We start from the raw sequence: 21,197 nt of genomic DNA, 5'->3' as shown, positions 1-21,197 counted from the left end.
GCCTACACCAGCCCCTGGTCGATCCAGTTCCGTATCGCCGCCCACACCACCGACATCGGCAGGCTCAACGCCTCGGCCAGGTCCATGGTCAGCGCCAGCATCGCCATGTCGTCGGACAGGGCGATATGGCGCTCGGTGACGCCGGCCTTCCAGCGCTCCCACAAGGTCACGTCCTGTGCCTCGTCGAGCACCGGATGCCGGCCCTTGCGCTTGGGCAGCCCAAGGATGTCGCGGCGCAGCGCCACTTCCTGATGCGTGAGGCCGTAGAACTTGCTGACCATCTCCGTGCTCGCTCCCAGGCGCAGCATGCGGTCCACCGTGGCGATCTCCCGCTCCACGTCGTGCATCTGGCTCAGCAGCCGCTTCAACACATCCCGGTTCACCGACACCGAACACCACGATACCGTGGCATTCACCAGCATGCTCACGAGTTCGGGGTGCTTCAGCGCATCCAGCTCTTCCTCGCCGAAGCCCATGGCCTTGCAGCGGCGCAACTGGCCGTTGCGCAAGTCATGCAGGGCCTGGGCGATCACGGCTTGGTTGAGTGGGTGCGGTGCCGACATGCGGGAGCCTCCTGCGCGCTCAGGAATCCTGGCTCGCTACGCCGGCTTCCAGATCCAGCAGCCGGCGCGCCAGGCGCAGCAGACGGAACAGCTTCACCAGCGCAGCATCGCTCAGGCGTGTAGCCGAGCCGCCATGGCCATGCAGCAGCGCAGCCAGCTCGTCGGCCAGCCGCGCGCGGTCCACTCCGTTCGCGGAGGGCGGCGCCGCACTCAGCACATGCAGCAGGGTCAGCACCGCCCGCGCGAACGCCGGCAGCGCCTTCGCCTGGCCCACAACCGGCGCCGCGCAGACGAAGCCGATGCCGCCGACGCTGGCCTCGATGTGGTCGGCGACCGCCGCTTCCTCGCCGATTTCGCGCGCGAACTGCGCGATGTGCACACGCAGGCGATCCGGCACGTCCAAGCTCGGCTCGATGTACCAGACGTCCGAGATGGGATAGAGCCCGCCCGCCTGCACGGGGATCGCACGCAGCGCATCGGCCTCGAAGTCGGGCAGCTTGTCGCCGAGCTGGTCGGCGACCATCCGCTGGATGGACTGCAGGCGCTCGGTGGTCGGTGCCGGTGTCACGATGTGCCCTTGCAGGCGCTCGTCGCGTTGTCCGTGCTGGTCCTGCGGCGCTTCGGGCGATGCAGGCGGTGGCGCTGCTGACGCCGCAGGCGAGACCGGCGTGGTGTCGCGCGGACCGGACGACACGGGTGGCTGCTGAGGCGCGGAGACCGGTGCGGAAGGAGCAGCAGGCACGACAGGCGCCGGTTCGCTGGTCAGCGCACGCTGGCGGCTTTCGCTGTCGTCGATCTCCAGCGCCAGCGTGTCGTAGTCCGCCTCCAGCAGCTCGGCCATCTGGCCCACCAGTTCGTCCTGCACCCGCTGTGGCGAGAAGTCGTCCGGTTGTGTGTCGAACTGCGTCAGCACGTCCTGAAACAAGGTGGCGAAGTCCACGGCCACGGTGCGGCCCAGCGCACGCCGCTCCCAGGTGCGCTCGCACGCCTTGCGCAGCACCGCGAGCCGGTCCACCTGATGCCGGCCCAGTCCGCCGTACAACAGCGTCGGGATCGCCGGCAGCAGGTAGCGCACCGCATCGTTCATGCGGCTGATGTGCGACTGCGGCACCGGATAACCGTCGGCAGTCAGCCGCCGCGCGAGTTCGCTCTGCGACAGTGCCTGGCCGCTTTCCTGCTCGTAGAACTCGCGCGCCTTCTCGATGCCCAACGCCCGCTCGATGAAGGTCAGCCCGCCACGCAGCTCGTTCTCGGCCAGATGCCCGGTCAGCGCCACGATTTCGCCGCGCGCCGGCCACGGGCGGAACAGGCACGCGATGCGGAAGAAGCGTTCTTCCTTGGTTTCGCTCCACAATTCGCGCAGGATCGCCAGCCGCGTATTGCCACCGTTCCTGATGATGTAGTGCGCCTCGCCCGGCCGGCGCGTGATCGCGGGCGGTGCGTCCAGCCCGCGCTCGCGGATCGAGGTCTTGATTTCCTCGTAGGCCGGGTTGCGCGTCACGCGTGGGTCATGTTCATAGGGGCGCAGCTCGTCCAGCGTCACCACCATCGGTGTGTCGGCGATGGGGTCGGTCAACGCCGCGGCCGAAGGACCGTTGCGTTCGAAGCCCTTGGCCAGCAGCTTGGTGGCCATGTCCTGCGGCGTCGGATCAGCCATCGCTGCTCTCCCGAGATGCCGTCAGTGCCTGTCGATCGGCGCGGCGAAGCTGCGCGCGTGCGTTGCGGCTGGCGCGGTGATCGCTCGCAGTCGAGCTGGTATAGATCGCGGCGCAGCCGGGCTTGGTGAACATCAGGTGCCCGCCGCGCGTGCGTTTCACGTGCCAACCTTCGCCCAGCGCGAACTCGATCAGCGCGCGTAGCCGCGCATGGCCGCGGGCCAGTTCATGCGCGATCGCCATGACTGGCTCCTCCTGCGCGGCCTCTGCCGGTAACGCATGCAAAGCGCTCCCGCCATGCCGGGAACAGCTCGCCAGCCAGCGCACGCATCGTCTCCAACGCCGCAGGCGCAGTACGGCCCACTGGTTGCCGGTATTCGACGCGATGCACTGGCAGCCCCCGTGTTGCGGCACGTGGGTAGGCTTCAATGGCCGGGACGTCGGTGCTCAGGACCTGTATGCCAGCGTGCGCCTGGAACACTTGTCGCAGGGCCTGCTGGATCAGTCGGGCGTTCGACGAAACCGGATGCACACGGTTGATGAGCAAGCGCAGCGGTGGCGGCTCGATGCCGAGGTGCCGATACGGAGCGATGTCCTCGATCAGTTGCAGCGTGCCGCGCCTCAGCTCACGCGCCGCCAGGATTTCCGGCGTCACCGGTGACAGCGCCAGACTGGAGGCCAGTACCGCCATTTCCAGCAGCACACTGCGCGCTCCCTGGGTATCGATCAGCAGCAGGTCGTAGTGCGACGCCAGCGCGGGGAGCAGGTGACGCAGGCGCAGCCGACCGTCGGGTGCGTGCAGCAGCAGTGTGTTCAGTTCGCCGCGATGGTCGTTCGACACCACCAGGTCGAGACCCGCCACAGCGGTCTGCGAAGCCAATTGCTCGATACGCTGCTCATTGAAGGCCAGCATCTCATAGATGCCGGCAGGCGCATGCGTGCCGAGCGTGAAGTAGCTCGACAAGGTGGGCTGTACGTCCAGGTCCAGCAGCAGCACGCGCAGTCCCGCATCGGCGATGAAGCCGCCCAGGTTCGCTGCGGTGGTCGTCTTGCCGACGCCACCCTTGGTCGAAATGATGGATACCACCTGCATGGTGCGACTCCTCGTGGAAGGGATTCCGGGGGGCGCGGGCTCACGCCCGCTCACTGAGTCGATCGGTGATCCACTGATCGATCTCCACCGAATCCCATCCGATGGCGCGTACCCCGAGGCGCAGGGGCTTAGGAAACTTGCCCTCCTTGATCAGGTTGTAGATGTGGGCGCGTTTGAAGCCGGTCTTGGCCTCGACTTCCGCGCGGCGCAGGATGCGGTGTTCGTTCGGCGTCGCGGTGGCGATGGTCTGGGCAGTCACGAGGGACACTCCTTGGCGCTGTGTAGCGGCGATGATGGAAGTGCCCCGTATTCAATAGCGCGGTTCCCGCGCGGTCACCGCAAGTGCAGACACGCCGTCTGCACTTGCAGTCAGCGGTCCTGGGTAGCGAGATGACGCTTGGCTGCCGAAAACTTCGCCCACAGCGTTCGCTCGCTGATTCCGGATTTGTCGCCGTAATGGGCAACCAGCGCATTGATGACCGATTCCAGCGTCTCGAAAGACGAATAGGGAACGCCATTGGGTGACTTGCCCAACAGCAGGGTCAGAAGACCGCCAACGATGTTCAGGTAGGTGGATTCACTGCGGGCGCCCGGCATCCCGGATCGCTTCTCGCGCTCCGTGCGCGCCTGGTGCTCCTGGCTGAGCGTCTGGAACTGCTCATAGAGCGCGTCCCAGGCCTGCACCTTGTCGGCAAGCTGGAGCTTCAACGCCTCGCGATCCATGACCAGTGCCTGCACGGCATCGACACTGACGGCCGGATGCAGGTGACGCTCGAAGGCATCGAACAGGAATGCCGGTCGCTGGTCGGGATAGAAACGGATCATCCAAGCCTTCAGATCGACGTGGCGGATCGTGAGGCCAGGATCATCGAGCAAGGCGGGATCGTTGCTCGTGAGGCCATCCTTGCCGTAGGGAAGGTCGAGATGCACCAGTGCGTCGTAGATCCGTTCCGCGTTCAGGCGAAGCTGTGGCCAGCGCGCCAGCGCAGCGTGCTCCGGCAGCCGGTTCATCCCTTCGGCAATATCAAGGATACGGCGCTCGAAGCGTGACAGTCCCGCCCACTGGATGGCCGCCTCGATCGGACGATAGAAGACCTTGGCTTGGGCGCCGGAAGAAGATGACTTTCTCATGGGCTACTCCCTGGTGAACGGGTTCAGGACATCGGCTTTTCTCGTGGTCTGGTCGACGCCATCCACACCTTCGCGGCGCGGAGCGGTGGCGACTTGGCTTGTGGAAAGGTTGTAGTGACGGCGAATGGCTGCAATGCTCACCCCAGCAACCAGTCGATGTGGCACCTTGTCCACCAACACCGAGCCTCTGCGTGGCGGTATGCTTCAAGATGTTTCTCGCCCGAGGCGGGGAGGCTTGGTGGTGAGGTTTTGCTACAGATGCCATCGCGGCGAAAGACGCATTCGGTCTACGTGCTTTCAAGTCTGGGCATCACCCGCATGTCAGACGCCGAGGGTCTTTCAGCAGACGCGGTTCGGGTGGCACCAGGCGCGGCGACGCCGTCTCGACGGGCAACGATGAGGCTTCGAGCCAGACGGCACGGGTCTTCGTTCAGATCAAGAAAGAATGACAGGCGAATGCCATCGATTCACCGACAAGTCTCAGAACATCAACAGTTCTATTGCGGGCAACCGACATGACAGAAAAGCCGATCACGGTCTTCCAGCATCTTCACCTCAGGGGCAAGACAGCAACCGCAATGCGCAGTGGCATCCTCGCGCAGGTTGGTGGCTCTTGGCGTCACGACGCTGAGCGGGAAGAAGACCTCAAGCAACACTTGGGCGACGACGATGTGATCGTGCTTGTACGATCTGCATTCGACGACGTCGATGAATCGGCTCTGGTGCTGTGGCAAGAGCCTGATGGCTACAAGGTTTCCAATATCGTGCCGCGAAACGTCGGTGAGCTTTGTATTGACAAGTACAACGCGATTCTTCGCGACTTCGTCGCCCAAGTCGCGGAACCGGCGTCCCGGGCCGGCGGTTTCGGCGTCGAACTGACCTCTCCCAACCAGACTCTTGAGGATTGGCTGGATGCCGAACCGGCAGCAGCCCTGCGGCGCTTCTCGCGGCTCGCCAATAAATCCACAGGTGCGGCCCATCCCATGGACAGGGAGCGCTGGTACGCGTTCCTGATTGCCGCGCACCGTGCATCGAAACGACTGGATAGTGACCAATTGGCACGGTGGCTTGTCGAGGTGGAGGCCTGGTCCGCAGGGCGGGCGCAGGACTTGGCCATCGACTATGAATTCGCACTCGGACTGCTTGAACAGTATGACCAGTCGCATACATGAGCCTGAATACTTCAGTCATTGACGACTTGGCTGCTTTAAACGCGCCTGTGTTGTGCGTGGATACATGCACCGTCCTTGACGTCATCCGTGACATCACGCGCGAAACAGCGGTAGCACACGATGCCAACGCCGGGCTTGCCTTGCTTGCGGCAGCCGAGGCCGGCTCCGATCTGATTGTTCTGATGGCAGAACAGGTGACCATCGAACTTGCTGCTCATGTCGCTGGCGTCGAGGTAGAGGCTCGAAACGCTTTGGCAAGGTTCCGGGCACAAGCTCAACGTATCCATGAAGTGGCCTTGGCCTACGGTGCCCAGGGAATGCTGCCGCTGGACCACCTTGAGGGACACGTCGCGCGGGCCAGGACAGTGCTGAACAGGTGGCGGGACGTTGCCAGCGTGGTGCCGCACAACGATGGGGTCGCCAGCCGTGCGTTCAAGCGAGTCAACGAACCTCGTGCTCCCGCCCGACTGGGTAAAGAATCAATGAAGGATTGCGTGATCGTCGAAGCCTATATCGAGGCGGCTGGCCAGCTTCGCTCCGCAGGGCTGGTGGCGCCGATCGTGTTCGCCTCGTCGAATACGAAGGAGTATTTCGCGCCGAACACCCGACGTCTTCAAGATGAAATCGCTGCCGATCTAGAGGACGTTGGTGTGGAGTACGCCCCAAACTTCGGCGCAGCGAAACACAGTCTCGGCCTATAGGCGCATCTGGACAGGACCCTGGTGGCTGTGCATGGACGTTGCTGGGCGATGGCAGACGATCCCGGGTTGCCGGGCAGGTGGGGCTGGTACATAATCTGGTCTAATTCCGTGGCGCTCACGGAAGAAACCCGTTATCAATCAACGGGTTGAGTGCGGCGTGATGTTCCCTTCACCCGCTCCAGTTTCTCCCTCCTTGCTTCACGCCCCTCTCTCTATCCCTTCCTGCATACCTCGCCCCACGCCTCCTCCTCATCGATCTGCGCCATGCTCAACCCCGCCGTCTCGCGCAGCAGCAACGAACACACCGCCACCAGCAACAGCGCCCCGGTCCCGTACAAGGCCACACCCATCGGATCATGATCGGTAAGGATCAGGATCGCCGTGGCGATGCTCGACGCCGTTCCCCCGCCCAGCGCCGCACCGACCTGGTAGCTCGCGGAAATCCCCGAGTAACGCATGCTGCGCGGGAACTGCTCGCCGAGAAACGCCGGGATCGGCCCTTGGGTCGCGCCCATCAGCGCCCCGGCCAGGCTGTAGGCGAACAGGGCGATGGCGAAGCTCTTCAGGCTGACCAGGCTGAAGAAGGCGAACAGCCCCAGCGCCATGACCAGCGCACCGAACACCATCACCCGACGCCTTCCGAAGCGATCGGACAGATGGCCGAACAACGGCGCCGACAGCACGATGGCCACCGACAAGGTGAAGTCGAACATCAGCGCCTCGGTGCTGCCATAACCGACCTGGGTCGCGTAGGTCAGGAAGAAGGTGCTGCCTATATAAGCAATGGTGCAGTAGCCGAAGGCGATTCCGGTACACAGCAGCAACTGCCGTGGACGCTGGCGCAGGGCCTCGGCAAGCGGCGCACGGACCGGCTTGATGAGCGGCGCCGCGACCGGCGTGCGCAAGCGGGCATACAGGCCAATCAGCACCAGCGTGCCGCCCAGCCAGAACGGGATACGCCAGGCGAAATCCACCAGGTTGTCATTGGCCGCCGCGCTGACGATGGCGAACACCGCCGCGCCGAGAATCCCGCCGACACCGATACCCATGCTGGTAAAGCTGCCCCACAGCCCGCGCCGTCCCGGCGGCGCCGACTCGATGCCGAACAACGCCGCCCCGCCCCATTCACCACCGGCGGCGAAGCCCTGGATCAGGCGCAGCAGCACCAGCAGGATCGGCGCCGCCACCCCGATGCTGGCATGAGTCGGCAGGCAACCGATCAGGAAAGTACTCAGGCCCATGAGCAGCAAGGTGGCGATCAGCACCTTCTGCCGACCGATGCGGTCACCGTAGTGACCGAACACCATGCCGCCCAGCGGCCGGGCAAAAAAGCCCGCGCCAAAGGCACTGAAGGCCACCAGGGTGGCGGTGAGATGGTCCAGGTCGGGGAAGAACACCTGGGGAAATACCAGGGCCGCCGCCGTGCCATAGATGATGAAGTCATAGAACTCCAGCGCGGTGCCCAGACCGGAAACGCAGAAGGTTCGCACTGCAGAGCGGGAAGATTGCTCAGTCATTATTGTTGTTCTCGTTGACGGGTTGACTCAGAAGGTTTCGAAGCCGGCCTTGGCCAGGTACAGCGGCGTCCCCGCCACGTACTCCAGCAGGCAACGCTCCGTGTCGATGCCCACGCTGAGCAGGGTTTCCCAGCGCTCGGTACCCGGCAGGGAGAGGTCCGGGTGGAAGCAGATCGGCGCGCTGTCGCCGGCGGCACCGCACATGGCTTCGGCGCGGACACGCAGGTCGGCACTGTCCATTCCGGCGATCATCTGGTGCAGATGGTCGAGACGGCATTGGGTATCGGCGCGATCCGCCACCTGCTCACCGAGGCTGAGCTGCGGGTCAAGGAAATGGTTGGTGTGCAGCAGCCAGCCGTCCTCACGGGGCAGGACCAGCGCGGTGCGCTGCGGACTCATCTCGATGCTCACCGCCCGCGGACTGCGGTCTTCGCGGGAAAACACGGTCAGTACCGTGGAGGCGCTGACCCGCGCCGAACGCACCAGCTCGATCGCCTCGTCGACGCTGCCGGCTTCTTCCAGCACCCGCCGGGCGATGGCATGCACCGGCACGCCGCCGCCGTCATGGTCGCTGGCATGGTGGAGGATATTGAAATGCAGGCCCAGGCCGGCACTGTTCACCCCCAGCTTGGCGAGCATGCCGAACTCGCAGAACAGCTTGACCTGCATGCCCCGGGCGGTGTGCAAGCCGAGCATCAGCCCATGGGGACACAGACAGTCGTGCCAGTCCCAAGTCTGCAGGGTACGCGGTGCCTGGGGGCCGGGCGGAGCGAAGACCGTGGTGGAACATTCGTTGTGGCGGGTACGCGCGGCGAGGACTTCGGTGCGGGCGTTCAGGCTTGCCAGTTGCCAAAGCGGCACCGCGGCGCCCCTGGCCATGCCAATGACTTCCGCCGCCAGTTCCGGGCTCCAGGCTTCCAGCGCGGCCAGGCTGTTGTCGCCGATACGCTGGGCGTCGCGCAGGGACACGCCGACCTGGGGGAAGAAATCCAGGTAGAGGCCGGTGGTGTGGCGGATCTGCTCGGCGAAGCGATCGCCGATCTCGCGGCCACGTTCGAGGGGGTCGCGGATCTCGCTGACAAGGGTGTGGATCTTCACTGCGGGTAACTCCTGTGGAAAGCGCCATCTGTGCCGTCCGGGAAAGAGTCACGGTCGGACGTACAGGGGCAGACTATCCAGCGGGGCGGTGGGGATCATCGTCAGATGACGCACAACTTTTGTGCCGGATTGGAAAATATTTCGGGTTTGGCAGGGACCTGTGGGAGCGGGTTCACCCGCGATTGCGTCGGTGAATTCACTATCGCAATCGCGGGTGAACCCGCTCCCACAAGGATTGCATGCACCGCACCCTGTTTACTCCAACCCCTGCCCCCGCAACTGCTCATGCAGCAGGGCTATGAACGCCTGCACCTTGCGCGTATTACGGCGATGCGGCAGGTACAGCACATGCACCCAAGGCCCGAACGCACTGACCGAGCGCCAGTAATCGGGCAACACCTCAACCAGCGCCCCCGACGCCAGGTACGACGCCGCCGCCCAGGTCGGCACGAACTGCAAGCCCTGCCCGTCCAGCAAGCACGCCAGGAGAAAATCGAAGTTGTCGCTGACCAGCCGCGGCGTCGGCTGGCGTACCCGGATCGTCTGCCCGCCCTGCTCGATCCACCAATAGCTGCGGTTGACCAGCGGGTGACGCAACAACAGCCAGTCATGCCGCGCATAGTTGTCCAGAGTGATCGCCTCGCCATACCGCGCCAGGTAGGCGGGACTGGCACACAGCACCACGCGGTTCTCGATCAGCGGCTGGGCGATCAGTTCCGGCTGGTCGGTGGGACCGTCGCGCAACGACAGGTCGTAGCCGCCATCGATCAGGTCCTCGTTGGCATCGTTCAGGTTCACCTCCAGGCGCACCTGCGGATGCTCGCGCAGGAAACGACAGCACACCTGATTGAGAAAAGCCGGGCCGAACGACGGCGGCGCGGTGATACGCAAGGTGCCGCGCAATTCGTGCTGCAACTGCTCGACTTCCTCGGTCACCCGCTGCAGGTGCATCAAGGCCTGGCGCGCCCCTTCCAGGTACAGCGCGCCGGCCTCGGTCAGGGCCATGCGCCGGGTGGTGCGCTCGAACAGACGTACGCCCAGCTCGCTTTCCAGGTGGGCGACGGCCTTGGTCACGGCCGACGGGGTCTTGCCCAACTGCTCCGCGGCACGGCTGAAACTGCCGTGTTCGGCGGCGGCAACGAAGATGGTCAGGGCGGTCATCTTGTCCATGGTTGCTTCCCGATCGGCACAAAAGAACGAATGAAGAATGCCGAGTATTGGCCGCAGCCACCCAAGCGGCAAATGGCATTCGTGCGCCGAGCCCTTGCGCCGGTGCACTTGATTTTTTCCAGATGGCGAAGAAAGTTGTGCCCGCCCGCGCGTTTAACCGCCCTCTCGCCTTGGCTAGGCTGCGGCCACCACAACAACAACGAGAGCCTCCCATGAAGCAGTTCCTGAGCATCGCACTGGGCGCCAGTCTGGCCTGCACCGCGCTCCCCGGCGTCGCCGCCGTGGACCTGATCCTGCACAACGCCAAGGTCTATACCGCCGAGCCGGGCCAGGCGCTGCAAGAGGCCGTAGCGGTGGACGGCGACACCATTGTCGCGGTGGGTTCCGAGCAGACGGTCCTGGCACTGAAGACCGACGCCACCCGCCTGTTCGACCTCGGCGGCAAGGTGCTGATGCCGGGCATGCTCGATTCCCACTCCCATTCGATCAAGGGCGGCCTGCAACGCGAACTGGCCGACCTTGCTGGCGAACAGCTGCCCCTCGACAAGCTGGAACACCGCCTGCGCCAATGGCGTGACGACGGCAAGGCGCGTCGCGGTGAATTCCTCAGCGTCGCCGGCCTGCCGGTGAGCTACTGGGATGGCATCGACGCCCTCGAACAGCGTTTCAACCACGGTGAATGGGCCAACCAACCGATCCTCTTCGCCGCCAACGACATGCACACCGGCTGGGCCAACCGGGCCATGCTGCAACGCGCAGGCATCGACGCCGCGACCATCGCCGCCCTGCCCGCCGAAGCCCGCAACACCCTCGGCCAGCACGCCGACGGCACGCCCAACGGCTTCCTCGTCGATGCCGCGTTGTACCCGGTCACCGACCTGCTGCCGCCGCTGTCCCACGACACCCTGCTCAACGCCGGGCGCCTGGCCCTGGCCTACGCCCGGGAACTGGGGATCACCGGCTGGATGGACCCACTGGCCAACGAACTGCCCGGCGCCGACGTGAAGAACGACTCGCTGGGCGTGCTGCCGGTGTACAAGGAACTGGCGCAGAACGGCGAACTGACCGCCCATGTCGCCGCCCTGCTGATGGCCGATTCCAAGGCCGGCCCCGCCGACCTGGACGAACTGGACAAGGTTCGCCAACAGTTCCTCGGCCTGCCCAACCTGACCCTGCCGGGGATCAAGGTGTTCGCCGATGGCGTCGCGGAAATCCCGGCGCAGAGCGCGGCGATGCTCGAGCCCTACCGCAACTCCGGCCAGCGCGGCGAACTGCTGCTGGACCCGGCGCACTTCGGCGAACTGGTCAGCGCCGCCGACGCCCGTGGCTGGCTGGTGCACGTGCATGCCATCGGCGACCGCGCGGTGCGCACCGCCCTGGACGGCATCGAGCAGGCGCGGCGTGACCGCCACAGCGGCATTCCCCATTCCATCACGCACCTGCAGATGGTCAGCCCGCGGGAATACCCGCGCTTCAAGCAACTCGACGTGATCGCCTCGATGCAGCTGTACTGGGCCGCCGCCGACGAGGCCAACCTCGACCTGGTCAAACCCTACGTCAGCGCCATGGCCTTCCTGCACACCTACCCCGCCCGCTCGCTGCTCAAGCATGGTGCGACCATCGCCGGCGCCAGCGACTGGCCGATCAGCACCCCGCAACCGTGGAAGGCCATCTACCAGGCCACCACCCGCCGCGGCCCCAAGGGCGTGCTCAATGCCGACGAAACCATCGACCGGGCAACCATGCTCCAGGCCTACACCCTGAATGCGGCAAGGGCCATGCGCCTCGAACAACACATCGGCTCACTCAAGCCCGGCAAGCAGGCCGACATGATCGTTCTCGACCGCGACGTGTTCAGCGTCGATGACGAAGCCCTGCGCGACACCCAGGTGGAGCAGACCTGGTTCGCCGGCAAGCTGATCCACGCTCGCTGAGTGCCATGTAAATTTTTACGCACAGAAAAAACCACCCACCCGGCAAAAATGTCGCCACGGCGATAAAAACCACAAAAAATGTCGCGAAATAGTCATGAAGGAAAAATAATGTAACGATTTACTTGACGCACACCCTGCATTTCGTTTCTTATTTTTCCCACCTTGCCCAGCGCCCGATAAGGAAAAACAACACGCCGCTGCTTGACGCTTCGGCGTCCGCGCGCCTGCGCGTCGTGTTTTCCCTTTCGGACCTGCCAGTGACATCGGTGCCTCGCCCGCGCCAACCCCAGCTCCAACATAAAAGGTGAACAACATGGAGCCCACCCGCTCGACCTTGCCGTGCCCGCTGCAACCCCCGTCCGTGGTCCCGTCCCAGGAGCATCGCCCGCATGCAGCCTGAGCACAGCACCCACGGCAACCATCAGCTTCGCAAGTCCCTGCGCCTGTGGCAGGTGGTGATCATCGGTCTGGCCTACCTCACGCCAATGACCGTGTTCGACACCTTCGGCATCGTCTCCGGCCTCACCGCCGGCCATGTGCCCAGCGCCTATATCCTGGCCCTGCTCGGCATCCTGTTCACCGCCGTGAGCTACGGCGTGCTGGTGCGGCACTTCCCGCAGTCCGGCTCGGCGTACACCTACACGCAGAAAGCCATCAGTCCCCACGTCGGCTTCCTGGTGGGCTGGTCGTCGCTGCTGGACTATCTGCTGCTGCCGATGGTCAACGCCCTGCTGGCGAAGATGTACCTGTCGGCGATGTTCCCCGAAGTCCCCGAGTGGACCTGGGTGGTCGGCTTCGTCGCCCTCATCACCCTGATCAATATTCGCAGCATCAACCTGGTGGCCAGCTTCAACGTGCTGTTCGTCGGCGTGCAGATCGCGATCATGTCGGTGTTCATCTACCTGTGCCTGCGCGGCTTGCACCAGGGCGAAGGCCTGGGTACAGCGTGGAGCCTGACCCCCTTCGTCGACGACAAGGCGCAGTTCAGCGCGCTGATGGCCGGCGCGACCATCCTCTGCTTCTCCTTCCTGGGTTTCGACGCGGTGACCACCCTGTCGGAAGAAACCCATCAGCCGGAAAAGATCATCCCACGGGCGATCTTCCTCACTGCGCTGATCGGCGGTGGCGTGTTCATCCTCACCTCGTTCTTCATCCAGGCCTATTTCCCGACCATGGACCGCTTCCAGGACCACGAAGCGGCCCTGCCGGAAATCGCCCTGTACGTCGGCGGCAAGCTGTTCCAGTCGATCTTCATCGCCTGCACCGTGATCAACACAATTGCCTCGGGCCTGGCCTCGCAGACCAGCGTCTCGCGCCTGCTGTACGTGATGGGCCGCGACAAGGTGATCCCGCACTTCCTGTTCGCTCGCCTGCATTCGCGCTACAAGACCCCGGTGCTGAACATCGTCATCGTCGGCTTCATTGCACTGTCAGCGATCTTCTTCGACCTGGTCACCGCCACCTCGATCATCAACTTCGGCGCGCTGGTGGCATTCAGCTTCGTGAACCTGTCGGTCATCAATCACTGCTACGTTCGACAGGGCCTGAAGCAGGGATTGGCGAACAAGCTCAAGCACTTGGTGCTGCCTACCATCGGCTTCTGCATCATTGCCGTGCTGTGGCTTGACCTGAACGAGCATTCGCTGGTGTTCGGCGGCATCTGGGCCCTCTGCGGCGTGCTCTACCTGGCGCGCCTGACCAAGGCCTTCCGGGTTGCGCCACCGAGTTACCTCGCCGAGTGAGACCGCCTGTCGACGACGCCTGCGAGGACCGCGGGCGTCGTTCATGACCGAGAAGGAAAAACCTCATGCTGCCGCGCCGCCTGTCCATCCAGTGGAAGATCATCCTGCTCGCCGGCCTGTGCCTGCTGGCGATCGTCGTTGTCCTTGCCGTCACTTCGCTGACCCAGTCGCGCCGCAGCGCGGCCGAAGTCTTCGCCGCCAACACCGAACTGCTCGACCACAACGCCCGCCTGCGCCTGCAGGCCCACGGCGAGACCCAGGCGCTGCGCATCCAGCGCTACTTCATGGATGCCTGGCAGTACGGCAACGGCTTCGCCCGCCTGGCCTCGGTGCTGCGCCAGCGTGGCGACGGCGACCTGCGCCAGGCCCTGGTGACGCAGGCCCGCACAGCGCTGGCCGGCAACCGTGACCTGATCGGTCTGTACCTGGTGTTCCAGCCGAACACGCTCGACCAGCAGGACGCCCGCTTCAGTGGCCAGGCCGAACTGGGCAGCAACGACAGCGGACGTTTTTCCCTGTACTGGTCGCGAGATGCCGCCGGCGAACTGCAATCCGAAGCCATGCCCGAATCCATGCTCGCCGACGCCAGCATCGGCGCCAACGGTTCGCCCTACAATCGCTGGCTGACCTGCCCGCTGGAGACGGCGAAGGCCTGTGTACTCGACCCGTACTTCGACGAGGTCAACGGCAAGCAGGTGCTGATGACCAGCATCGCCCTGCCGCTACTGGACAACGGCAAGGTGGTCGGCGTGGTCGGCCTCGACATCGGTCTCGACAACCTGCAGCAACTGGCACTGGCCGGTCGCCAGGAGCTGTTCGACGGCCAGGGCCAGGTCAGCATCGTCAGCCCTGTCGGCCTGCTGGCCGGATACAGCGCCGATGCCACGCTACTGAGCAAACGCCTGCCCGCTGCGGCGGAAGAAGGCGTGATGCGCATCAGCCGGCCCTTCGCACCGATTCCCGATGCCGCGCCCTGGCAGGTGCTGCTGGAAGTCCCGCAGGCCGTCCTGCAAGCCCCGGCCATCCAGCTCAATCAGCGCCTCGACGCCAGCAACCAGAGCGCCAACCTGCTCAACCTGCTGATCGCCCTCGTCACCGCCCTGGCCGGCCTGGTGCTGATATGGCTGACCGCCCGCGGCGTGACCCGGCCGATCCTCGTCGTGGCCGAGCGCCTGCGCGAGATCGCCAGCGGCGACGGCGACCTGACCCAACGCCTGGACTATTCCCGCGATGACGAACTGGGCCAGCTCAGCGGCTGGTTCAACCGTTTCCTCGACAAGCTCCAGCCGGTGATCGTCCAGGTCAAAGACTCGCTGCAGGAAGCCCGCGGCACTGCCGACCAGTCGGCAGCCATCGCCAGCCAGACCAGCGGCGGCATGCAGTTCCAGCAGCGCGAGATCGAGCAAGTGGCCACCGCCGCCAACGAGATGAGCGCCACTGCCCACGACGTGGCCAACAATGCAGCGCAAGCTGCCCAGGCCGCCCGCGGTGCCGACCAGGCCAGCCGCGAAGGCCTGGAACTGGTGGGCATTACCCGCAGGGCCATCGACCAACTGGCGGCCGACATGGACCAGGCCATGGAGCGGGTGCAAGCCCTGGCCGGACGCAGCAACCAGATCGGCTCGGTGCTGGAAGTGATCCGCGCCATCGCCGAGCAGACCAACCTGCTGGCCCTCAACGCTGCCATCGAGGCCGCCCGTGCCGGCGAGGCGGGCCGCGGTTTCGCCGTGGTCGCCGACGAAGTGCGCAACCTGGCCCAACGGACACAGGTGTCGGTGGAAGAAATCCGCCAGGTGATCGAAGCTTTGCAGGGCGGCACCCAAGGCGTGGTCGAGGCCATGCAGGACGGCCAGCGCCAGGCCAAGGACAGCGTCGAGCGCATGCAACAGGCGGTACCGGCCCTGCAACGGGTCGGCGAGGCGGTCGCGGTGATCAGCGACATGAACCTGCAGATCGCCTCCGCCGCCGAAGAACAGAGTGCCGTGGCCGAGGAGGTCAACCGCAATGTCGCCGGCATTCGCGACGTCACCGAATCCTTGTCCGGCCAGGCCGACGAGTCGGCGCGTATCAGCCAGGCATTGAACCGCCTGGCCAACCAGCAGCAGGCGCTGATGGAGCAATTCCGGGTCTGACGGCCCGGCGTTTTATTGAGGAGGCCCTGAGTGGCAACGCGGTTTTTCGATCTGTCCGACGAGCAGGGGGTACTGCGTACCTCCATCGCCGTCACCCTGTTCATCGCAGCCATCGGTATCGGCTTCGGCATCGCCTCGGGGTCGTTCTCGATCGTCTTCGACGGCGTCTACTCCATGGTCGACGCCAGCATGAGCGGCCTGTCGCTGGTGGTGGTGCGACTGATCACCGCCCACACCCGCACCCATATGTCGCGCAAGCTGCGCGAGCGTTTCACCATGGGTTTCTGGCACCTGGAACCGATGGTTTTGGCGTTGAACGGCATCCTGCTCACCGGGGTAGCGATCTACGCGCTGATCAACGCCGTGCTCAGCCTGCTCGAAGGCGGGCGCGAGCTGGAGTTCGGCGTGGCCCTGGTGTACGCGGTGCTGACCGTGACTGCCTGCCTGGCCATCGCCGTGTTCGAGGCGCGGGCAAACAAGAAGATCAATTCCGACTTCGTGCGCATGGACGTCAAGGGCTGGGTGATGTCCGCGAGCATCACCGCGGCGCTGTTGATCGCCTTCTGCGTGGGCATCGCGGTGCAGGGCACGGAGTGGGAATGGATCTCGCCGTACATCGACCCGGCGGTGCTGGGGCTGGTGTGCCTGGTGATCATTCCGTTGCCATTGTCGGTGATCCGCCAGGCGCTGGCGGACATGTTCCTGGTGACCCCGGGGGACCTGAAGCAGCATGTGGACGAGGTGGCGCAGGCGTTCGTCGAGCGGCACAGCATGCTGTCTTATCGGGCCTATGTGGCCAAGGTCGGACGCTCGCGGGAGATCGAGCTGTATTTCATCGTGCCCCGGACCATGGCGGCGCGGAACATCGCCGAGTGGGATGCCTGGCGGGACGAGATCGGCGAAGCGATTGGCGGTGAAGGGCCGGATCGCTGGCTGACCGTGGTGTTCACCGGGGATCCGGAGTGGGCTGAATAATCGGAAGACAATGCCGCTCCCACACTGACCGCGTCGGTTCCTGATTGGCCTATCTGACTCGACGTGGGGTACGATGCTGGCCAAATGCCCCCAAACCACCCCGACCTCCTATCCGGAGTGCCGGGCGCCGGGCTTTTGCGCTAGCGTCTGTCAGATACATCAAAAGGACCTGAACATGTTTCTTTCCCGCTGGCTTCCGGGCCTGGCCAACCTGCTGCATTACCGTCGCGAGTGGTTCCGCCCGGACGTGCAGGCGGGCCTGTCGGTAGCCGCCATCCAGATCCCGATCGCCATCGCCTACGCCCAGATCGCCGGCCTGCCGCCGCAGGTGGGCCTGTACGCGTGCATCCTGCCGATGATCGTCTATGCCCTGGTAGGCAGCTCGCGACAACTGATGGTTGGCCCCGACGCCGCAACCTGCGCCATGGTCGCCGGAGCCATCGCGCCCCTGGCCATGGGCGATCCGGACCGGCTGCTGCAACTCTCGGTAGTGGTCACGGTACTGGTGGGCCTTATGCTGATCTGCGCCGGGGTGGCCCGCGCCGGCTTCATCGCCAGCTTCTTCTCGCGGCCGATCCTCATCGGCTACCTCAACGGCATCGGCCTGAGCCTGCTGGCCGGGCAGCTGGGCAAGGTGGTCGGCTTCAAGATCGAGGGCAACGGCTTCATCCTCAGCATGATCAACTTCTTCGAAAGGGTCGGCGAAATCCACTGGCTGACCCTGGCCATCGGCCTCGCTGGCCTGGCCATGTTGATCTGGCTGCCGCGCCGCTACCCGAAACTGCCTTCGGCGCTGGTAACGGTAGCGGTGTTCACCCTGATCGCCGGGGTCTTTGGCCTCGACAACCACGGTGTAGCGGTGCTCGGCCACGTCCCCGGCGGCATGCCGGAACTGGCCTGGCCACAGACCTCGCTGGAAGAAATGAAGAGCCTGCTGCGCGACGCCCTGGGTATCGCCACCGTGAGTTTCTGTAGCGCCATGCTCACCGCCCGCAGCTTCGCCGCGCGGCACGGCTACGCGATCAACGCCAACCACGAGTTCGTCGCCCTCGGCGTGTCCAACCTGGCCGCCGGGGTGTCCCAGGGCTTCGCCATCAGCGGCGCCGACTCGCGCACCGCGGTCAACGACATGGTCGGCGGCAAGAGCCAGCTGGTAGGCATCGTCGCCGCCCTGGTGATTGCCGTGATCCTGATGTTCTTCACCGCGCCCATGGCCTGGATTCCCCAGGCGGCGCTGGGCGCCGTGCTGCTGATGGCCGGCTGGGGCCTGATCGATGTGCAGTCGCTGAAGAAGATCTGGGCGCTGAGCCGCTTCGAATTCTTCCTCTGCGTATTCACCACCTTCGGCGTGCTCGGCGTCGGCGTGCTGCCGGGGATCATCATCGCCGTGACCCTGGCGATCCTGCGCTTGCTCTACAGCATCTACCAGCCCACCGACGCAGTGCTCGGCTGGGCGCCGGGAATCGAGGGGCAGGTCGACATCAGCCGGCACAAGGACGCGCGCACCGTGCCGGGGCTGGTGGTGTACCGCTTCGACGACGCGATCCTGTTCTTCAATGCTGACTACTTCAAGATGCGCCTGCTCGACGCGGTGCAGCGCGAGGCTGATCCCAAGGCGGTGCTGTTCGATGCCGAAGCGGTGAGCAGCATCGATGTCAGCGGCATCGCAGCGCTGCGCGAGGTGCGCGATACCTTGAAAGCGCAAGGCATCGAGCTGGGCATCGCCCGGGCACGCGGGGCGTTCCTGCGCATGCTGGTGCGCTCGGGGCTGGCACGGGAGATGGACAACCACCTGCTGTATGGCTCGGTTAGGGCGGGGATCCGCGCGTATCGTTTGTGGCGGAACAAGATCCGCCGGGAGCAGGCGGATGCCGGGAAGGCGCCGCCGGTGCCTACTCTTCCTTAAGGCTTGATGGCCTCATCGCGGGCAACGCCCGCTCCCACAAGGTCCGTGGCGCACGCGATCCTTGTGGGAGCGGGCGTTGCCCGCGATGAGGCCAGCAGCCCCACAGAAGATTTACCAGCCATTCTCACTGAGCAGCGCGGCCTCGTCCTTTACCACCGAGCGACCATGGAAGCGCAGCAATGCGCCAGTGCGATTGGTAAAGATCCCATCCACCCCCGCCTCGCTCACCCGCTTGAAATCCACCGGCTCATCGACCGTGTACACATGTACCAGCAGCCCCTTGTCATGGGTCATCTGGTTCATCCACGGCTGCACCAGATCGGCATAACTCTGCTCGCCCCCCCCGGCGAGCGCTGCAGACGGCCCGGTACCGACGGCCCCCGCCGCCTTGGCATGATCCAGCCAGCGCTCGAACTCCGCACGATCCTTCGGCTTCTGGCTCGCATAGAACGCCGCCTTGTCCCGCGCCCCGGAGTCAGCGAAGGACGGCCCCGGCGCCGGCTCGACATGATCCTTGCCCAGCCACAGCAGCAACACCTTCGGCACCTGCGGCATGGCCTTGTGCAGCAAGGCGAGGCTGTCGCGATCGAAACTCTGCAACACCACGCGCCCTGGCCGGTCGAGCCAGCCGCGCCGGTCCAGAGCCTTGTGCAGGTCTTGCTCGATACCGGGAAACTGCGTCGGCACCTTGGTCTCGATATACAGCCCGGGCGTGCGCGCCGGGTTGGCCTCGGCGATATCCAGCACCTCGTCCAGGGTCAGCAACTTGAGCCCGGCAAACGCCGCCCGTGCCCGCTCCGGATAGGCGCGATTGAACCAGCTGCCGGCATCCAGGGACTTCAGCTCGGCGAGGGTGAAGGCGCTGACCGGGCTGTCCTTGCGCTCCGGAAAGCGCTCGGCGACATCGCTGGTACGGCGCAGGTCGTCGTCATGCACCACCACCAGCACGCCGTCGCGGCTGCGCTGCAGGTCAAGCTCCAGGTAATCGGCGCCAAGATCGCGGGCCAACTGGTAGGCAGGGGCGGTAGATTCGGGGGCATCATGGGAAGCGCCACGATGGGCGATCACCGCCGGGTACGGGATGCCCTGGGCTTTCGCCAGTGCCGCGCCACGTTCGGCAAGCGCCGGGGTCATCAGCGCGCACAGGCCGAGGCCCAGGCAGAGGTCCTTCAGTCGCATTGGAAATGTCTCCTTGGAAAACCGGCCCAGAGCATAGTCGCCGACACGGATGACAACCCGTGACGTGCTAAAGTCCCGCCCTGCCGATTTGCAACAGATTCCTACGAGACCCGCCATGCCCGCCGAACTAGACGCCTCCCTCGCCTCCTGGACGGACCTCGCCGCTCGCCATCCCTGTACCGGCCTGCTTCTGGGCAATGGCGCCAGCCGGGGGATCTGGCGGCCGTTCAGCTACTTCTCGCTCTTCGAACTGGCCCAGCGGGTACGCAACAAGCCGTTGGGTGTCAGCGACCAGGCGCTGTTCAAGTCGCTGGGCAGCGAGCTGTTCGAACCGGTGCTCAGCGCCCTCAACACCACAGTGCGGGTCAACGCGGCACTGGCCATCGGCGCGTCGGCGCCGTTGAACCGCTACTACGCGATCAAGGAAGCGCTGATCCATGCCGTGCGCAGCGTGCATATCCCGTGGAAGCTGCTGCCCGCGGACACCCTGGCGGCGATCAACGCCGAGCTGCGCAACTACCGCAGCGTGTTCACCGGCAACTACGACCTGCTCTGCCACTGGGCGGTGAGCCAGGCGCCGGAGGGCTTCCAGCAACTGTTCGACGAGGAAGGCCACTTCGATGTCAGCCGTACCCACGGCGCCGGTACCCGCCTGCACTACCTGCACGGCGGCCTGCACCTGCTGCGTACCGAAGACGGTGGCACGCGCCTGCGCGCCGCCAGCGGCAGCCAGTTGCTCGACGGCTTCGCCATCAATACGCCGGGCGACGTACCGCTGTTCGTCAACGAGTGCACCAGCGACCACAAGCTGCGCGCCATCCGTAGCTCCGACTACCTGACCTGGAGCTATGCCGCCCTGGCCAGCCACGGCGAGGGCCTGTGCATTTTCGGCCACCACCTGGACCGCGCCGACCGCCATTTGCTGCGGGCCATCCAACAGGCGAAACCGGCCCATGTGGCGCTGTCGATCATGCCCTTGGGCGACGCCGCCATCGTCAGCCAGAAGCAGCATTACGCGCGGATTTTCGAGGAAACGCCGGAGATCACGCTGTATTTCTTCGATGCCTCGACCCATCCGTTGGGTCGTGCCGAACTCAACGTCCCGGCACCCGCCGCCATCACCCGGCGTCGGCGTTGATGGCAAAGCGATAGTGAAACCCCATAGCAAATAACAATAATTCTCGATAACATTTGCGACCTTTCTCTCCGGCACCCTCCCTGGAAAGTTC

18 protein-coding genes are annotated in these 21,197 nt (G+C 65.0%); 8 read left to right on the top strand and 10 right to left on the bottom strand.

Annotated features, from left to right (window positions below; genetic code table 11):
- Window positions 1-2: 2 nt before the first annotated feature.
- From AC5QPF_RS06345 to AC5QPF_RS06320, 6 genes are all read right to left on the bottom strand, one after another.
- Complete coding sequence (locus AC5QPF_RS06345) at window positions 3-563, bottom strand: DUF2857 domain-containing protein (protein WP_029578160.1); 561 nt, start codon at window positions 561-563, stop codon at window positions 3-5.
- A gap of 19 nt (window positions 564-582) precedes the next feature.
- A complete protein-coding gene (locus AC5QPF_RS06340; RefSeq protein ID WP_032963678.1) occupies window positions 583-2,220 on the bottom strand; it encodes a ParB family protein in 1,638 nt (545 codons plus the stop codon).
- On the bottom strand, window positions 2,213-2,461 hold the full coding sequence (locus AC5QPF_RS06335) for a hypothetical protein (protein ID WP_024889634.1): 249 nt from the start codon (window positions 2,459-2,461) through the stop codon (window positions 2,213-2,215). Before AC5QPF_RS06335 ends, AC5QPF_RS06340 begins: the two co-directional genes overlap by 8 nt.
- Window positions 2,445-3,311, bottom strand: coding sequence for a ParA family protein (locus tag AC5QPF_RS06330; protein WP_024889635.1), 867 nt, complete (start codon window positions 3,309-3,311; stop codon window positions 2,445-2,447). The genes AC5QPF_RS06335 and AC5QPF_RS06330 overlap by 17 nt, the downstream gene beginning before the upstream one ends.
- 40 nt (window positions 3,312-3,351) lie before the next feature.
- On the bottom strand, window positions 3,352-3,570 hold the full coding sequence (locus tag AC5QPF_RS06325; protein WP_024889636.1) for an AlpA family transcriptional regulator: 219 nt from the start codon (window positions 3,568-3,570) through the stop codon (window positions 3,352-3,354).
- A 110-nt stretch (window positions 3,571-3,680) separates the two neighbouring features.
- A complete protein-coding gene (locus AC5QPF_RS06320; RefSeq protein WP_024889637.1) occupies window positions 3,681-4,442 on the bottom strand; it encodes a hypothetical protein in 762 nt (253 codons plus the stop codon).
- Window positions 4,443-4,957: 515 nt separating this feature from the next.
- On the opposite strand from AC5QPF_RS06320, the gene AC5QPF_RS06315 reads away from it, so the two are divergent.
- Both AC5QPF_RS06315 and AC5QPF_RS06310 read left to right on the top strand, forming a co-directional pair.
- A complete protein-coding gene (locus AC5QPF_RS06315) occupies window positions 4,958-5,614 on the top strand; it encodes a DUF1889 family protein (protein ID WP_024889638.1) in 657 nt (218 codons plus the stop codon).
- Window positions 5,611-6,315, top strand: coding sequence for a hypothetical protein (locus tag AC5QPF_RS06310; protein WP_081770071.1), 705 nt, complete (start codon window positions 5,611-5,613; stop codon window positions 6,313-6,315). The genes AC5QPF_RS06315 and AC5QPF_RS06310 overlap by 4 nt, the downstream gene beginning before the upstream one ends.
- 212 nt (window positions 6,316-6,527) lie before the next feature.
- On the opposite strand, the gene AC5QPF_RS06305 is transcribed toward AC5QPF_RS06310, so the two are convergent.
- The 3 genes from AC5QPF_RS06305 to AC5QPF_RS06295 form a co-directional block, all read right to left on the bottom strand.
- Window positions 6,528-7,832 carry an MFS transporter gene (locus AC5QPF_RS06305; protein WP_494962495.1) on the bottom strand — a complete coding sequence of 435 codons (1,305 nt, stop codon included), beginning with the start codon at window positions 7,830-7,832 and terminating at the stop codon, window positions 6,528-6,530.
- 27 nt (window positions 7,833-7,859) lie between these two features.
- Window positions 7,860-8,930 carry a C45 family autoproteolytic acyltransferase/hydrolase gene (locus AC5QPF_RS06300; protein WP_494962494.1) on the bottom strand — a complete coding sequence of 357 codons (1,071 nt, stop codon included), beginning with the start codon at window positions 8,928-8,930 and terminating at the stop codon, window positions 7,860-7,862.
- A gap of 255 nt (window positions 8,931-9,185) precedes the next feature.
- Window positions 9,186-10,100 (bottom strand): LysR substrate-binding domain-containing protein, encoded by a 915-nt coding sequence (locus AC5QPF_RS06295; protein WP_494962493.1) that lies wholly within the window; start codon window positions 10,098-10,100, stop codon window positions 9,186-9,188.
- Window positions 10,101-10,312: 212 nt separating this feature from the next.
- On the opposite strand from AC5QPF_RS06295, the gene AC5QPF_RS06290 reads away from it, so the two are divergent.
- The 5 genes from AC5QPF_RS06290 (at window position 10,313) to AC5QPF_RS06270 (ending at window position 18,789) form a co-directional block, all read left to right on the top strand.
- Window positions 10,313-12,034 carry an amidohydrolase family protein gene (locus tag AC5QPF_RS06290; RefSeq protein WP_494962492.1) on the top strand — a complete coding sequence of 574 codons (1,722 nt, stop codon included), beginning with the start codon at window positions 10,313-10,315 and terminating at the stop codon, window positions 12,032-12,034.
- Between the two features lie 389 nt (window positions 12,035-12,423).
- Window positions 12,424-13,776 (top strand): amino acid permease, encoded by a 1,353-nt coding sequence (locus AC5QPF_RS06285; protein ID WP_494962491.1) that lies wholly within the window; start codon window positions 12,424-12,426, stop codon window positions 13,774-13,776.
- Window positions 13,777-13,841: 65 nt separating this feature from the next.
- Window positions 13,842-15,908 (top strand): methyl-accepting chemotaxis protein, encoded by a 2,067-nt coding sequence (locus tag AC5QPF_RS06280; RefSeq protein WP_494962490.1) that lies wholly within the window; start codon window positions 13,842-13,844, stop codon window positions 15,906-15,908.
- A 30-nt stretch (window positions 15,909-15,938) separates the two neighbouring features.
- Window positions 15,939-16,883 carry a cation efflux transmembrane domain-containing protein gene (locus AC5QPF_RS06275; RefSeq protein WP_494962489.1) on the top strand — a complete coding sequence of 315 codons (945 nt, stop codon included), beginning with the start codon at window positions 15,939-15,941 and terminating at the stop codon, window positions 16,881-16,883.
- A 175-nt stretch (window positions 16,884-17,058) separates the two neighbouring features.
- Window positions 17,059-18,789, top strand: coding sequence for a sulfate permease (locus AC5QPF_RS06270; protein ID WP_494962488.1), 1,731 nt, complete (start codon window positions 17,059-17,061; stop codon window positions 18,787-18,789).
- Between the two features lie 111 nt (window positions 18,790-18,900).
- Here AC5QPF_RS06270 and AC5QPF_RS06265 read toward each other — a convergent pair whose 3' ends face one another.
- Window positions 18,901-19,968 (bottom strand): glycerophosphodiester phosphodiesterase family protein, encoded by a 1,068-nt coding sequence (locus tag AC5QPF_RS06265; protein WP_494962487.1) that lies wholly within the window; start codon window positions 19,966-19,968, stop codon window positions 18,901-18,903.
- Window positions 19,969-20,083: 115 nt separating this feature from the next.
- Between AC5QPF_RS06265 and AC5QPF_RS06260 the strand changes: the two genes are divergently transcribed.
- Window positions 20,084-21,106 carry a DUF4917 family protein gene (locus tag AC5QPF_RS06260; protein WP_494962486.1) on the top strand — a complete coding sequence of 341 codons (1,023 nt, stop codon included), beginning with the start codon at window positions 20,084-20,086 and terminating at the stop codon, window positions 21,104-21,106.
- Window positions 21,107-21,197 lie beyond the last annotated feature (91 nt).

Source organism: Pseudomonas sp. Con_6, from assembly GCF_059379395.1.
Note: the sequence above shows the minus strand (reverse complement) of the source record. Positions and strands in the feature narration are given on the sequence as shown.

Coding starts and splice junctions, on each gene's coding strand:
- AC5QPF_RS06345 (WP_029578160.1), bottom strand. CDS start 563: ATGTCGGCACCGCACCCACTCAACCAAGCCGTGATCGCCCAGGCCCTG.
- AC5QPF_RS06340 (WP_032963678.1), bottom strand. CDS start 2,220: ATGGCTGATCCGACGCCGCAGGACATGGCCACCAAGCTGCTGGCCAAG.
- AC5QPF_RS06335 (WP_024889634.1), bottom strand. CDS start 2,461: ATGGCGATCGCGCATGAACTGGCCCGCGGCCATGCGCGGCTACGCGCG.
- AC5QPF_RS06330 (WP_024889635.1), bottom strand. CDS start 3,311: ATGCAGGTGGTATCCATCATTTCGACCAAGGGTGGCGTCGGCAAGACG.
- AC5QPF_RS06320 (WP_024889637.1), bottom strand. CDS start 4,442: ATGAGAAAGTCATCTTCTTCCGGCGCCCAAGCCAAGGTCTTCTATCGT.
- AC5QPF_RS06315 (WP_024889638.1), top strand. CDS start 4,958: ATGACAGAAAAGCCGATCACGGTCTTCCAGCATCTTCACCTCAGGGGC.
- AC5QPF_RS06310 (WP_081770071.1), top strand. CDS start 5,611: ATGAGCCTGAATACTTCAGTCATTGACGACTTGGCTGCTTTAAACGCG.
- AC5QPF_RS06305 (WP_494962495.1), bottom strand. CDS start 7,832: ATGACTGAGCAATCTTCCCGCTCTGCAGTGCGAACCTTCTGCGTTTCC.
- AC5QPF_RS06295 (WP_494962493.1), bottom strand. CDS start 10,100: ATGGACAAGATGACCGCCCTGACCATCTTCGTTGCCGCCGCCGAACAC.
- AC5QPF_RS06290 (WP_494962492.1), top strand. CDS start 10,313: ATGAAGCAGTTCCTGAGCATCGCACTGGGCGCCAGTCTGGCCTGCACC.
- AC5QPF_RS06285 (WP_494962491.1), top strand. CDS start 12,424: ATGCAGCCTGAGCACAGCACCCACGGCAACCATCAGCTTCGCAAGTCC.
- AC5QPF_RS06280 (WP_494962490.1), top strand. CDS start 13,842: ATGCTGCCGCGCCGCCTGTCCATCCAGTGGAAGATCATCCTGCTCGCC.
- AC5QPF_RS06270 (WP_494962488.1), top strand. CDS start 17,059: ATGTTTCTTTCCCGCTGGCTTCCGGGCCTGGCCAACCTGCTGCATTAC.
- AC5QPF_RS06265 (WP_494962487.1), bottom strand. CDS start 19,968: ATGCGACTGAAGGACCTCTGCCTGGGCCTCGGCCTGTGCGCGCTGATG.
- AC5QPF_RS06260 (WP_494962486.1), top strand. CDS start 20,084: ATGCCCGCCGAACTAGACGCCTCCCTCGCCTCCTGGACGGACCTCGCC.